This is a genomic window from Cytophagia bacterium CHB2 (assembly GCA_030263535.1).
GTDB lineage: Bacteria > Zhuqueibacterota > Zhuqueibacteria > Zhuqueibacterales > Zhuqueibacteraceae > Coneutiohabitans.
The window spans coordinates 1-14,252 of record SZPB01000146.1; the positions used below are offsets into that span (position 1 = coordinate 1).

The 14,252-nt window shown below is 53.0% G+C and carries 10 protein-coding genes; all 10 read left to right on the forward strand.

Features of this window, described 5'->3' with window-relative positions:
* Positions 1-1,119, forward strand: a complete 1,119-nt coding sequence (locus tag FBQ85_15080) for an asparagine synthase (protein ID MDL1876473.1) — start codon at positions 1-3, stop codon at positions 1,117-1,119.
* A gap of 53 nt (positions 1,120-1,172) precedes the next feature.
* Entirely contained in the window at positions 1,173-2,342 is a 1,170-nt protein-coding gene (locus FBQ85_15085; protein MDL1876474.1) for a glycosyltransferase family 4 protein, read from the forward strand.
* Between the two features lie 363 nt (positions 2,343-2,705).
* Entirely contained in the window at positions 2,706-4,001 is a 1,296-nt protein-coding gene (locus FBQ85_15090) for a glycosyltransferase family 4 protein (GenBank protein MDL1876475.1), read from the forward strand.
* Positions 4,002-4,233: 232 nt separating this feature from the next.
* A complete protein-coding gene (locus tag FBQ85_15095; GenBank protein ID MDL1876476.1) occupies positions 4,234-5,682 on the forward strand; it encodes a hypothetical protein in 1,449 nt (482 codons plus the stop codon).
* Positions 5,683-5,769: 87 nt separating this feature from the next.
* Complete coding sequence (gene asnB / locus FBQ85_15100) at positions 5,770-7,698, forward strand: asparagine synthase (glutamine-hydrolyzing) (GenBank protein MDL1876477.1); 1,929 nt, start codon at positions 5,770-5,772, stop codon at positions 7,696-7,698.
* The gene (locus tag FBQ85_15105) at positions 7,673-9,841 is read left to right on the forward strand and encodes a zinc-binding dehydrogenase (protein MDL1876478.1); all 2,169 of its coding nucleotides are present in this window, start codon (positions 7,673-7,675) and stop codon (positions 9,839-9,841) included. The genes asnB and FBQ85_15105 overlap by 26 nt, the downstream gene beginning before the upstream one ends.
* A gap of 22 nt (positions 9,842-9,863) precedes the next feature.
* Entirely contained in the window at positions 9,864-11,069 is a 1,206-nt protein-coding gene (locus FBQ85_15110; GenBank protein MDL1876479.1) for a hypothetical protein, read from the forward strand.
* Positions 11,070-11,150: 81 nt separating this feature from the next.
* On the forward strand, positions 11,151-12,188 hold the full coding sequence (locus FBQ85_15115) for a DUF354 domain-containing protein (protein ID MDL1876480.1): 1,038 nt from the start codon (positions 11,151-11,153) through the stop codon (positions 12,186-12,188).
* Positions 12,189-12,198: 10 nt separating this feature from the next.
* Positions 12,199-13,659 carry a sugar transferase gene (locus tag FBQ85_15120; protein MDL1876481.1) on the forward strand — a complete coding sequence of 487 codons (1,461 nt, stop codon included), beginning with the start codon at positions 12,199-12,201 and terminating at the stop codon, positions 13,657-13,659.
* A 17-nt stretch (positions 13,660-13,676) separates the two neighbouring features.
* Positions 13,677-14,252 (forward strand): Gfo/Idh/MocA family oxidoreductase (locus FBQ85_15125; protein MDL1876482.1); only part of this gene is annotated, 576 nt, incomplete at its 3' end.

Here is a 14,252-nt window from a genome sequence, read left to right on the forward strand (position 1 = left end):
CTGCGCATGCGCAGCGATGTTCCAGTGGGGGTGTTTTTGAGCGGTGGAGTAGACTCCACGGCAAATGTTGCGTTAATGTCGCGCGTGCAGGGAAGCAAGGTACACACGTTTACTGCCGGGTTTCAGGGGCAGCAAGCCTATGACGAACGCAGCCACGCCCGTGCGGCAGCCCGGCATTTCAAAACCGAGCATCATGAGATCGAGATTACGCCGCGCCATCTTTTGGAGGTGCTGCCGGAACTGGCATTTTATCTCGATGAGCCGGTCGCAGATGCCACCACCATTCCGATATATTTTGTTTCGCAACTAGCGCGACGCAATGGCGCGATTGTGATTCTCAATGGCGACGGCAGCGATGAGCTGTTTTGCGGTTACAACAAATACATGCAGTATCTGCGGCTGCAACCCTATTGGCGCGGATTCAACAGCCTGCCACGTTTTATCAAGACAGCAGTGGCGCAGACGAGCCAACGCATGGGCGTAAACGGCGTTGCCGGCGACATGCTGGTACGCGCTTCCCACGAGATCGAGCTTTATATCGGTGCGACCGGCGCGCTGAAAGGCACGCCGGCATTTCAAGAAATCTTGAACGGCAAGGCGGAGGTTTATCGCGCCGTTGCAGAAGGCCGCCAACAGTTTGAGGCCGAACGCCACAGCACGGATTATTGCGAATGGCTGTCGTATTGGGGCCTGCGCTCGGAAGTCGAGCATGTTTTTTTGTATCGCGCCGACCGGATGGGCATGGCGAATTCCATTGAGATTCGCGTGCCGTTTCTCGATCACCACCTGGTGGAATTTGCGCTGCAAATGCCGCAGCAACTCAAATACAAAAATGGCGAGAAGAAATATATTCTCAAACAAGCGCTCGCCGGCACGGTGCCAGAAGAATTCCTGCACCGCAAAAAACAAGGCTTTTGTGTACCGATACGGGAATGGGCCGGCAGCATGATGCATGAAAAAATTTTTACCGTGTTGCCGCGTTTGCAATCCGATTGGGGCGTGTTGAGTTCGGGCTTTATGAATGAAATGCGCACACGTTTGCATGAAACAGAGGAGCAGGGCTTTTTGAGTTGGAATTTGTATACGCTGGCAACGTGGTATGAACGCTGGTTTAAGTAGTGTCGCTGACTCGCTTAAAATTGTATCATTACCGAACTGCCGAGAGTAGCAATTTGCCAGATGCCAGCCAGCCTAGCGTGATCTTCATCACGAATATTCCTGCGCCTTATCGCGTAGCAATGTTGAATCGCGCATATGTGGCACTGAAAGCTCATGGCCTTTCACTGAAGGTTTTGTTTGCTGCCGCCAGCTATAAACGACGGTCATACTGGCAAGGTGTTATCAGTGACATCACCTTTCCTTTTCGGTTTTTGAATGATTTGAATCTCCAGATTGGCTCTGAGAAGTTGTTCAGTTTTGGTTGGTCACTACCAAAAATTTTGCGTGAAGAAAACCCGGCCATAGTTGTGTCAGCCGGTTTTTCTTTGCCGTCCATGTTTGCATGTCACTATGCCAGTGGGCGCAATATACCGTTTCTAATTTATTCTGGAGAAACTAGCCGCCAGGCCCAGCGACGGCGAGCAGAATGGCTACGTAAACCAGTACGCAAATATCTACTTGCACAGAGCGCACTGTGTATTGCATACGGATCAGAGGCTCGAAACTTTTTGGCACAGAATGGCGTTGCGAAAGAAAACATTCATATTGCGATAAATTCTATCGACACGGAGAATTTCAGTGAACTGCTGAAGAAGGCGCCGCCTCGCGTGGAAAGAGATGGATTTGCTAAACCGCGCGTATTATTTGTGGGTAACCTCCAGAGATTCAAGGGCATCGAATTCGCCTTGCATGCACTTCAGCTTCTACAATCGAGCTCGAAACTTCAGATTCAATTTGACATCGTTGGGGGCGGGCCTGATAGAGAGCGGCTGGAGAGGTTGACGCGCGAGTTGTCGCTAACGCATGTTACATTCTGGGGGCCTCAACCCAATTATGAAGTTGCGCGCTTTTTCAAAAAATGCGATTTTTTCGTGTTTCCTTCCTTGTACGACATTTATGGCCTTGTCCTAGTAGAAGCTGCAGCCGCAGGCCTGCCGATCATCGCTTCAAAATTTGCCGGCGGCACGATTGATGTGGTGCAGGACGGGCAGAACGGTTTTGTGGTGGACCCCACCGACATTCCGGCGTTGGCTCAATGTATTCGAGAGCTTTGTTTGAACCCTGGCATACGCGAAGAAATGGGCCGGCAGTCGCTGCGGATTGTTGCCGAGTCCGTCAATATTCAAAAGAATGCGCAAGGTTTCGTGCAGGCGATTTTGGGTTGCCTGCCGGGAGATGGGTAACGCAGGCCTCTGCGCCAGCGACCAACGCTTTGGCGTCTAGCCCAAAACCTGGCAGTATTGAAAGTGAATGTCCGATTAAAGGACTCGGGCATGACAGCACAAAGGTTTTGGGGGTAAGCCCTGAATCGAATGTCACGAGGGCATACGCATCAAACTAATCTTGGTGCTGATGTGAAACACAAGCCCCGAAGGGGCAAGATGGATTAGCCCAGGGCACCGCCCTGGGAAAAGAAAGTTCTCCGTTCCTATCGCCCTGAAAGGGCAAAATAAAGTAGCGTCAATGACAGCCCCGCTCAAAATTTCGCGCCGTTGGCGCTCCGAGTTTGGATTGAATTTTATCTTGGGGCGTTGCCCCAAGCTTTTATGTGCCGCCCCTTTGGGGCTTTTGCTCTCTCCAAAATCTTAGCCTGCCACCTATGCTCCGAAGAAGCAAAATGGTTTAGCTCAGGGAATTATCGTGGTGTCAAGTTTAGATGTTATCCAAGAATGACGAAGTCTCCCAAGCCCCACATTCTCATTTACGCGCCAACGCCGCCGCCTTATGCTGGACCGGAAGTGGCCACCGGACTTTTGCTCGAAGCAATCTCCGGCGAAAAAATCCGGGTGACGCATGTGCGCAGCAATATTCGCGCGGAAAACGGCAAGAAAGGGGTATTCGACCTCGAGGGCATCATCGGTTTTCTCAAGGTTTATTGGGATTTCTTGCATGCGCTGCGCCGCACCCGGCCGGATAAAGTTTACTTTTTGCTCTCTTCCGGCAAAGTGGGATTGTTGCGCGACACGGTTATCATTTTCACCGCGAAACTTCTGGGCAAGCGCGCCATCGCGCATTATCGCGGCGGCAGCTTTCGCAGCTTGTATGAGCAATACGGCAAACTTTTTTGCTGGCTGATCCGCCATGCGTTAAAGCACGTTGATGCCGTGATCGTGCAGGCAGAAATTCTAAAAAGTCTTTTTGCGGGATTGGTTCCCCGGGAGCGCTTGCACGTGCTGTACAATGGTTTGCCGTTAAACGGTTATTACAGTCCGCATGCGTCTGCACAAAAGCCATTTACACTTTTGTTCATGGGGCATGTGGCTTTCTCCAAGGGTTTCTACGAGTTGGTGCTGGCGTATCAGCAATTGCGCCAACGCCACCCGGTGCGGTTGCTGTTTGCCGGCGAGAAACGCTTTGCCGGAGATCGCCGCAAAGCCATTAGTGCATTCTTGTCCGGCCCGGCGCGAACATTTTTTGACGAAAACTCGGAACGCATCGAACGCGTTATCTCGGATTTTGTCGAACAGGCTGGAGATCACGACGCCGAATATTTGGGCGTGGTCTCGGGTGAGGCAAAAACGCGGGCGTTTGCCGAGGCCGATGTGTTTGTTTTGCCTTCGTACACCGAGGGTTTTTCCATGTCGGTGTTGGAAGCCATGGCTCATGGCCTTCCGGTGGTCGTGACGCCGGTGGGCGCGCTGCCCGAAGTAGTCGTCGAAGGCACGAACGGCATTTTCGTGCAACCGGGGAATAGCGATGATTTGGCGGAAAAACTCGATATGCTCGTTCGCGATCGTACCAAAGCGCGGGCGATGGGCGCCTACAATGCCAAGTATGCCGCGGAACGCTTTGACATCACATGCGTTGCGCGGCAATTTGAAGAGATCCTGTGGCGGGTGTAGATTTGGTGCCGTGGTTTATTGAATTCATAGGTTGCCAGATGTGCGGAAGGTTCCGTGCTCCTAGCGTATTGTCATCTTGAAAATTAATGCCCAGCTCTAATTGTCATTCTGAAAGAATCTTGTGAAAATTCAGGCCTGAACGCAAACTTCACAAGATTCACCTTGAATGACAAATTGAGGTAGTATAATGAACTAAGGTGGCAGTGTACTAGAAAGCCTAGTTGAGAGAATCATGTTGCAGCGTATCGTTATAGCCTTCTTTGCCTTTTTTCTCACCAGCCGTTTCTTTTCAGAGGTTTTGGGCATATTGCCCAAATGGGTTGATATCCTCGATCTTCCGTTCATCGTGTTTCTCGGTGCCGCCGGGTTATTGCGGTATGCCCACCCCGAGGTTGACTTGCGAACCCACCGTTTTCTGGTGCGCACCATTTTTGCCGTGACCTTGATCATTCTAACCTCAGCTTTCATGAACTCGCGGGATTTGCTGGCGCCGGCTGCGGTTTTGTTTGCTATTGGTTTTTTGCAGGGGCCGATACTCTTTATTGCGCTCAACAAGATCGTGGAAGACGTCGGCGTTCTGGCGCACCAGGTACGACAGCTCTTTCTGGTTTTGCTGGCCATCAATATTGCCGTGGTCGTTTTTATCAATGTACCACAGTTCATCGCCACACAAAATCCCGATGTCGTTTCGGGCACCTATGGCCTCAATGCGTATCAATTTTCGACGTTGCTGGTCATTTGTGGCGGTCTGCTGTTGGGCGAGGAAGAGTTTCGCAAGCGCGGTAAACTGCGCTTGATTATGGGCCAAACAGCCGTCCTGGTCATTTTTTATCTGCTGCAGTATCGCGCGGCTGTGCCTATTTTTTTGTTGGCGATCATCGTGATGCTGGGCGCTCTCTACGGCAAGCCGGTGCTGAAAGTGCTGATCACCAGCGTGTTTATTATTGCCATCTCTGCGACCACCATATCTTATATCTTGTTGCAGGCGCAGGACGAAACCAATCTCAAGTATGGCGATTGGGAAAAAATTGTGGCGAATCCCACCGCATTCCTGCAATATGGAAAGTTTCAATCCTATACCCAGACGCTCAAGTTGTTCGATGATCGGCCCATGGCGGCACTGGCGGGCGTCGGCCCAGGAAATTATTTGAGCCGGGCTTATTACACGTTCAGCTATGAGTTGGCCGGAAGCAAAGGCAAAGGCGTGGGAGATTTGATCGAGCGGCTTTTTGGCTTATCCGGCCCGCGCTTTACGAAAGTCAGCGAGACTTATGTCGGACACTTTCGCAGCCAGGCGGTTTTGGGCAGCTATCAGCTCTCCAATCCGCACTCCAGCTTTTTGGCGCCGGTGGCTGAGATTGGTGTGCTCGGCGGCTTGATCATCATCGGAATTTATCTCTTTATGACGATCAAATCGTTCAAGCTTTTGCGGCAAGCGAAAGAGATCGCCCCCGAGTTTTTGCCGTTGGCAACGGCATTGGTTGCCGGCTCGGTTTATTTGTTCGGGCTGGCCTTTCTCGATAACTATTGGGAAATGTCGCGCGCCACGCTGCCGGTGTGGCTGCTGTTTTGGGGCACGAGTGCAGGCGTGCAAGTCAAGCGTAATGAGCTTGAGGGCGAGGGGCATATCGAACTTGTCGCGTTGCCGGCGGTCGCGGCAAATGCCGAGAGTATGAATTAAACACGTGGATAGTGGGATTTTTGGATTAATGGATTGATGAAACCAACAATCCAACGATCCCTCAATCCCTCCAACCAATTTTAGACTATGTGTGGTATTGCCGGCATCGTTGGTCAAGCTGATCAACAACTCATTTACAATATGACAGCCGCGTTGGCGCATCGCGGCCCGGATGATTCCGGAGTGCATGTGCTGGCGGAAGACGGCGTTGCGCTGGGCCATCGCCGCTTGAGCATCATCGATCTCAGCGCCGCCGGCCATCAACCCATGACCAATCCTGCCGGCCATCTCACGATTGTCTATAACGGTGAGCTTTACAATTTTCGCGAGTTGCGCGCAGAATTGGAGCAGAAGGGATATACGTTTCGTTCCAACTGCGATACCGAAGTTCTTTTGTGCGCCTATGAAGCGTGGGGATCGCGCTGTCTCAACAAGTTCATTGGCATGTTTGCATTTGCGATTTGGGATGCCAAAAATAAAACCCTCTTTGCGGCGCGCGATCAACTCGGCATCAAGCCGTTTTACTATGCCCTCACCAACGGCAGATTTGTTTTTGCCTCGGAACTAAAAGCGCTTTTGCATGCGCCGGGATTGCGGCGGGAGGTCGACGTTGACGCGATTCACAGCATTCTTTTATTTTTGTGGATTCCCGATCCCAAAACGATTTTTCAAAACATACTGAAATTGCCTGCCGGCCATTATTTGGAGTACCATCAAGGCAAACTCAAGCTCGAGCGTTACTGGGAAATTCCCACGGCGCACACGGATTCCCGGCCGGAAAGCTATTATGTCGACGGCTTGCGCGAACAATTGCAGCAAGCCGTGCAGCGGCAAATGATCAGCGATGTGCCGGTGGGCGCGTTTCTCAGCGGCGGGTTGGATTCGAGCGCTGTTGTCAGCCTGGCGCGCGGCCAGAACAATGGCAATTTTTCGACTTATACCATCAAATTCAGCGAAGAGGATAGCCGGCTGGAGGCCATGCCGGACGATGCCAAATACGCGCGCGTCATAGCCCGGCAATTCGGCACGGAACATCATGAAATTACCATCGCGCCGAATCTCGTGGATTTGTTGCCGAAGATCTTATGGCATCTCGATGAACCGATTGCAGACCCGGCCGCAATCAACACCTATTTGATTGCCAAAGCCGCGAAGGATTCCGGCACGACGGTGTTGCTCAACGGCATGGGCGGCGACGAGATTTTTGCGGGCTATCGCAAACATCTCGCCTCGATGCTGGCAATCACCTATCGCCGTATACCGCAGTTTCTGCGCAAAGCTCTGGTCGAAAGCTTCGTGCATGTTGCGCCGGTGACGTTTTCACAGCGCGGCTGGCGCACGGCGCGCTGGGCCAAGCGGTTCATCAAAAATGCGGGTTGCGATCCGGTCAACAGCTTCATTGGCAGTTATTCTTACTATGACGAAGCCGAGTTTCAGCAACTGTTGGCGCCGGAATTTTACATGCCGCGCGAGCAGACGTATCCTTTACGTCGGCATTTTGAATGCTTCGGCCAGGCCGGCGATTTGGAATACCTCAATCAAATGTGTTTTGTGGACAGCAAGATGTTTTTGCCAAGTTTGAATTTGATGTATTCTGACAAGGCAACCATGGCAGCCGGAGTCGAAAGCCGGCCACCGCTGGCCGATCACAAAGTCGTTGAGTTTGCGTTCAGCATTCCTGCCAAGTACAAGATTCACGGACTGCAATCGAAGTATGTGTTCAAGAAAGCCATGGAATCTTTGCTGCCGCACGAAGTGATTTACCGGCCCAAAGCGCCCTTTGGCGCGCCGCTGCGTTCGTGGGTCAAAAATGGCTTGGAAGTGTTGATGCAGGATTTGTTGAGTGAAGAGCGCATCAAGCGCCGCGGCTATCTCAATCCGGCCTACGTGCAAAGAATCATTGCAGACGATCGTGCCGGGCGGCAGGACAACGCGCATCGCATCTGGGCGCTGTTGACTCTGGAAATGTGGTTTCAAATTTTTGTCGACAATGAAACAAGTCCTCCAAAACTTTAAAACCGGTGAGTTGAAGGTCGAAGACTTGCCGGCGCCGATGCTGCGGCCGGATGGTGTGCTGGTGCGCACACGGTTTTCTCTGATCAGCGCCGGCACGGAGCGCGCCACCGTGGAAGTTGCACAAAGCAGCTTGCTGGGCAAGGCGCAAAAGCGTCCGGATCTCGTGCGCCAAACTCTCGACAATGTGCGGCGCGACGGCGTGCGTGCGACTTATGAAAAAGTTATGAGCCGGTTGTCGATGCTCAAAACGTTGGGTTATTCGTGCGCCGGTGAAGTGGTGGAAAGCGATTGCCCGGAACTTTTTCAAGCTGGCGATCGCGTCGCGTGTGCCGGCGGTGAATATGCCCATCACGCGGAATACGTGTTTGTTCCGAAGAATCTTTGCGCGCCGATTCCTGATAACGTTAGCTATGAAGAAGCAGCCTACACTACGCTCGGCGCCATTGCCTTGCAGGGTGTACGCCAGGCTGAGCCGCAAATTGGTGATTGGGTTTTGGTGTTGGGTCTGGGATTGCTCGGTCAGCTCACGCTGCAAATTTTGGAAGCGAACGGTTGCAACGTTGTTGGCATTGATCTCAGCCCTGAACACGTCGAGCGTGCGCTACAGTCCGGCGCGACTGCTGCGTTTTTGCGGCACACGACAAATCTCGAAGAAAAGCTGCGCGATCTCACCGGCGGCCATGGCTTCGATTCGTGCATGATCACTGCGGCCACCAAAAGCAATGATCCAATTGAATTGAGCGGACGTTTGGCGCGCAAAAAAGGGAAGATTGTGATCGTCGGCCTGGTGAATCTCGATATTCCGCGCAGCCCGTTTTACGAGAAAGAGCTTGACGTGCGCATGTCGTGCAGCTATGGCCCGGGACGTTATGACGCGCGTTACGAGGCCGAGGGCATTGACTATCCTTATGCGTATGTACGCTGGACGGAAAAACGCAATCTCTCTGCTTTCCTGCAACTGGTTGCCAAAGGCAAAGTGAAGGTCAACAATCTCACCACGCATCGTTTTCCCGTCACGCAAGCGGTGGATGCCTATCAGCTTATTCTCGGCAGAGCGCAGGAAAAATATTTGGGCGTTCTGCTGGAATATGCCGCAAGCAACGGCAAGCTTACGCGCAAAGTTTCCCGCGCGCCTGAGGCTCAAATCCCGGCGACCTCAGTGGGCCGGCGCATCGGCTTCATCGGCGCGGGCAACTTCGCGCAATCCTATCTGCTGCCGCAATTGAAACGCGTTCCGGATGTTGCATTCGTGGGCGTTGCCAACATGAATGGTCCCAGCGCCAAGAGCGTTGCCGACAAATTCGGGTTTCGCTATTGCACCACGGATCATCGCGACATCATCTCTGATCCGAATATTGACGCCGTGTTCATCGCCACGCGCCATGATTTGCACGCGCCCCTTGCCATTGCTGCGTTGCAAGCAGGCAAAAGCGTATTCGTCGAAAAACCGCCGGCGCTCAATTTTGAAGAGTTGCATGCGCTCACACAGGCTTATGCTGAGGCCCGGGAAAAGAAATCTGTCAAATTTGCGGTGGGATACAACCGCCGGTTTGCGCCGCTGTCGCATGAAATCAAACAACGCTTCGCGCGCGTGACCGCGCCGCTGGTGGTCAACTATCGTGTGAACGCGGGCTTTCTCGAAGCGAGTCATTGGTTGCATCATCCGCAGATCGGCGGCGGCCGCATCATCGGCGAGGCCTGTCACTTCATCGATCTTGCGCAATTTTTTATCGGCGCGGAGCCGGTTTCGGTTTATGCCGAAGGCTTTGCCTCCAGCAACGGCGACGCAACTCTACCGGATAATGTCATTGCGACGATCCGCTTCAAGAACGGCGGCCTCGCGATGATCACTTATCTCGCCAACGGCAGCAGCCGCATGGCGAAGGAGTATATCGAAATTTTCGGCGGCGGTATGTGCGCGAGTATCGATAATTTCGTTTCAGCAACATTTTTTGATTCCGCCAAAAAGCGGCAACTCAAGCTGCCCGGCAAGGGCTATGCCGAGGAGATTCAAGCTTTTTTTGAAGGCAAGGCACGTGAAGTCCGTGATCTCTTTTCTCCCTCCATCATCACGTTTGAAATTTTGGAATCGCTGCGCACGCGTTCCGCCAGTATCGAGCCGGCTCATCTTGCCTTTGATTGATCCCGCCAGGAATTTGCCACAGATGCCATTGCTCGTTCCAACCACAACAACGTTGCCCGATAAAGCCGCATGCGATCTTGAGGCGGTTCTGGCGACATTCGAATCATGGCTCGCGGCGCAGGATTATCGCGGCTATGATCCGCATGATGCCTTAAACAGCCCCTTTCTTGAATTCCTCACGGGCCGCTCGCGTGTGCTGGGCTTGGTGATGTTGCAACTGCTCAAGCGCTCGCCGGTCAATCTGCGCCCGTTTTTTGGCATAAAGCCGGGCTGCAACGCCAAAGGCATGGGATTGTTTCTCGAAGCTTATGCGCGGCTTTATGCGGCAAGCGGTGAGCAACGTTACCGGCAACGCGCGGAGTCTTTTGCACGCTGGCTCGACGAGAACAGCATTCGCGGCTATCCCGGCGCCTGTTGGGGTTACGATTTCCCCTGGGCGAATCGCCATTTCTATGCGCCGCGCCACACGCCGAACGTCGTTACCACTTCGTTCGTCGGCCACGCCCTGCTGGAATTCTATCAACTCACGCATCATGCCCGCTGGCTGCATCTGGCCAAATCTGCCTGCGATTTCATTTGCCGCGGTTTGAATCGCATTCCTGACGGCCAGACTTTTTCATTCAGCTATACGCCGCTGGATGAGTTTTGCATTCACAATGCCAACATGCTTGCAGCGGCATTGCTGGCGCGGGTGGCGGCGCTCACGAATGACGTTGCCTATTTCGAGCTGGCGGAGAGCAGCATGCGCTATTCGCTCAATCGCCAGCAGCCGGAGGGCGCCTGGCTGTACGGCGAAGCTTGGCACAATCGTTGGATCGACAGTTTTCACACCGGCTATAGCCTGGTTGCACTCAAGCAGTTTATCGATGCCCGGCAAGATGGCATGGGCCGTGAAGCGCTCGCGCGTGGCGCGCGTTTCTATCGGCAAAATTTTTTTGATGCCGATGGTCACGTGAAATACTATCACAATAAAATTTACCCGCTCGAAAGTCACGCGTTTGCCCACGCCTTGATTGCATTGGATGAGTTGCGCGATTTGATCGAAGATGCGGACGAACTCTCAATGCAAATCTTGCAACAATGTCTTAGACTTTTCTGGGATTCATCAGGTTTTTTTTATTATCGCCGCCAACGATTCTTCACTATCAAAACTTCCTTCATGCGCTGGACGCAGGCGTGGATGTTTCTCGGGCTGACGCGCGTCTACGCACGTGAAGTGAGGGAGTGATGAATTTCGGCAATCTATCAACGTGCAGCCAGCGACCAGCAACGAGTAACGAGTAACCAGCATCCAGCAACCAACAACCGCATGTTTTGGTTTGATCTCGACAATTCTCCCCACGTTCCCCTGTTTCGCCCGATTTTTGCCGAGCTGCAAAAAAGAAACAAGGCGTATTTCATCTCGGCGCGCGACTTTGCCCAGACCAAGGATTTGTTGACGCTGTGGAATATTCCGCATGCCCTGCTTGGCAAGCATGGCGGCAAGGGTAAGCTGGGTAAAATCGTCAATCTGTTTCAGCGCGCGCAGGCTTTGACGCGAGTTGTGCAAGGCAAACCTGTCAGCCTGGCTGTCAGTCATGGCTCACGCACGCAACTTGTTGCAGCGAAACGGCTCGGCATTCCGGCGGTTTTGATGCTAGATTATGAATACACCGAGGCCAGAATTTTCAACACGCTCGCCACGTATCTGCTGATGCCGGCATTCATTCCCGAGCGGCGCTTGTCGGACGCCGGCTTCAAGCTGCAAAAAGTCGTTCGCTACACCGGTTTCAAGGAAGAAATATACATGCGCGACTTCGTTCCCGATCCGGGCTTTCGCAAGTCTCTGCAAATCGATCCCGGCACGACCCTCATCACCCTGCGCCCGCCGAGCCTGCTGGGGAATTATCACGACGAAAAAAGCGAAATGCTTTTTCGCGCGAGCCTCGATTATTTTTCCGCACACGACAACACACATTGTCTCATCGTCAACCGCACGGAAGCCGAACGCAAGCTTGTCGATGAAACGCTGGCGCAACGCAAAAATATTTCATTCCTGCGCTGGCCGGTTGACGGCCTGCAACTGTTATGGGCTTCCGATGTCGTGATTAGCGGCGGCGGCACGATGAATCGCGAAGCGGCTTTGCTGGGGGTTCCCGTTTTCAGCATTTTTACCGGGCGCCGGCCGTACCTCGATGAATATTTGCACGAACACGGGCGTCTCACCTTCATCAACGAGGTCCGGCAGATCGAGAGCATACCCGTCGTGAAACGTCCGGCGAACGGCGCTTTCAAGCCCACGAATGGCCAACTGCCGGCGCAGATTACGGAACTTCTCATGGATTTGAAGCAAAAGGGACAAGCATGAGGTGCTGGCCATGTTAACGGCATTAAAACATGCGCGCTATAAATATATTCTCGGCTTCCTGGATTGGGCGGCGATCAACACCTCATTCATTTTGGCGCTTGCCTTTGGAGCCGATCCGCAATTGCATTCATTTGACTCGGTGCTGGCGGCGCACCAGCCGGAACTTCTGTTTTGCGCATTGTATGGCGCGGTTGTGATTTTGATCTTTCAGCATTATGAGATGTATCAAATGAATGTGTTCTTGTCGATCGCCGATCATACCGTGCGCATTGGCAACGGCATTTTTGCCGCCGTCTTGGGGCTTACGCTCTTCTCGTTTATCAAGAATGCCCAGGTTATTATCGCCAGCCGTTTCGCGCCGTTCAGTTTTATCTTGATCAGTTTTGCGCTGCTGGTGTTCAGCCGCATCGTGCTCTTTCGCACGCTGTTCCTTTTTCTGACCAAGAATAATTTCTATCGCCGTTCCGTATTGATTCTCGGTGGCCGCACCACCGGCAGAATGATGGCCGCCAACATCCGCATGCAAAATCCCTACGGTTTGCGCGTCATTGGATTTCTCGATGACAGTTTATCTCCCGGCGCGCGTGTATTCGAGCAGCTCCGCGTTCTGGGCAAAATCGATGAATTGGAGACCATCGTCACGCAGCGCCACATCGAAGAAATTTTGGTTTGTTTGGATGATGTCACGCCGCAGCAACTGCTTGACGTGCTCGAGCGCTGCGCCAAAACCTCCGCAGCGGTTAAGATTGCCTCGCCGCTTTATGAAGTTGTGCCGGAACGCATTTCAACCGAGCGGTATGGCAACGTACCGGTTGTCGGTTTCACCACGCCGCGACCACGATACTTGCAAAGAACCTTGAAACGATTCTTCGATCTCGTGCTGGCGACTCTCGGCCTGATTGTGCTGGCGCCGGTGATGGCCGTCATTGCGCTGGCAATCAAGCTGGATTCGCCAGGCGCAGTGTTCTTTCGCCAAATACGCATCGGCAAAGACGGAAAGCCGTTTCACTTTTACAAATTCCGCTCGATGGTGGCAGGCAGCGACAATGATGAAGCGCGCAAGCGCAGCATGTTGAATTTCATGCGCGGGCAAAACGGCGCAGCCTCACGAAACGGCTCGACGAAAATCGTGAATGAAGCGCGCATTACGCATGTGGGCAAATTCATTCGCAAAACCAGCCTGGATGAATTGCCGCAATTGTTCAACGTCTTGCGCGGCGACATGAGCCTGGTGGGGCCGCGGCCCTGTTTGCCCTATGAATGGGAGAATTATGAAGATTGGCACAAGAAACGGTTGAGTGTGACGCCCGGCTGTACGGGAGTCTGGCAGGTGAGTGGGCGCAGTTTAGTCGGGTTTGACGACATGGTCATTCTCGATTTGTATTACATTCAAAATGCCTCGTTGCTGCTGGACTTGCCGCTGATTCTGAAAACCATCCCGGTGATGCTTCTCGGAAAAGGCGCGAAATGATGATGAGAGGAAATGATATGAAAATCGGCGTCGTCGGTTTGGGCTATTGGGGGCCGAATTTAGTGCGAAATTTTTTTGCCGCCGAGGGCGTGCAAGGCGTAGTGTGTTGTGATGTGCAGGAATCCCGTTTGCAAAAAATTAAGAAAAGCTTTCCGCATGCGGAAGTGACAAACTCCTTCGAAAGCTTGTTGCACCGCGAAGAGGTCGGCGCGATCGCGATTGCCACGCCGGTATCGACGCATCATCCCCTGGGCATGCGCGCCCTGCGCGCGGGCAAGCATGTGTTGCTGGAAAAGCCGATGACCACCAAGGTCGAGCATGCGCGCGAACTCTTGGAATGCGCGGCAGAGCGCGGACTCACGTTGATGGTCGATCACACCTTTGTTTATACCGGCGCCGTGCGCAAAATCAAAGAAATGATCCAGCAGGGTGAAATTGGCGATATTCTATATTTTGATTCCGTGCGCGTCAACCTCGGCCTGTTTCAACACGATACCAATGTGATTTGGGACTTGGCCCCGCACGACATCTCCATTATGGATTATCTGATTGATCGTGAGCCGGTTTCGGTCTCGGCGGTGGGCGTGAGTCAC

Bases quoted from the DNA above. Each gene is read 5' to 3' on its own strand.
- FBQ85_15090 (MDL1876475.1), top strand. From the start codon at position 2,706: ATGTGCCGCCCCTTTGGGGCTTTTGCTCTCTCCAAAATCTTAGCCTGC.
- FBQ85_15095 (MDL1876476.1), top strand. From the start codon at position 4,234: ATGTTGCAGCGTATCGTTATAGCCTTCTTTGCCTTTTTTCTCACCAGC.
- asnB (MDL1876477.1), top strand. From the start codon at position 5,770: ATGTGTGGTATTGCCGGCATCGTTGGTCAAGCTGATCAACAACTCATT.
- FBQ85_15105 (MDL1876478.1), top strand. From the start codon at position 7,673: ATGAAACAAGTCCTCCAAAACTTTAAAACCGGTGAGTTGAAGGTCGAA.
- FBQ85_15110 (MDL1876479.1), top strand. From the start codon at position 9,864: ATGCCATTGCTCGTTCCAACCACAACAACGTTGCCCGATAAAGCCGCA.
- FBQ85_15115 (MDL1876480.1), top strand. From the start codon at position 11,151: ATGTTTTGGTTTGATCTCGACAATTCTCCCCACGTTCCCCTGTTTCGC.
- FBQ85_15120 (MDL1876481.1), top strand. From the start codon at position 12,199: ATGTTAACGGCATTAAAACATGCGCGCTATAAATATATTCTCGGCTTC.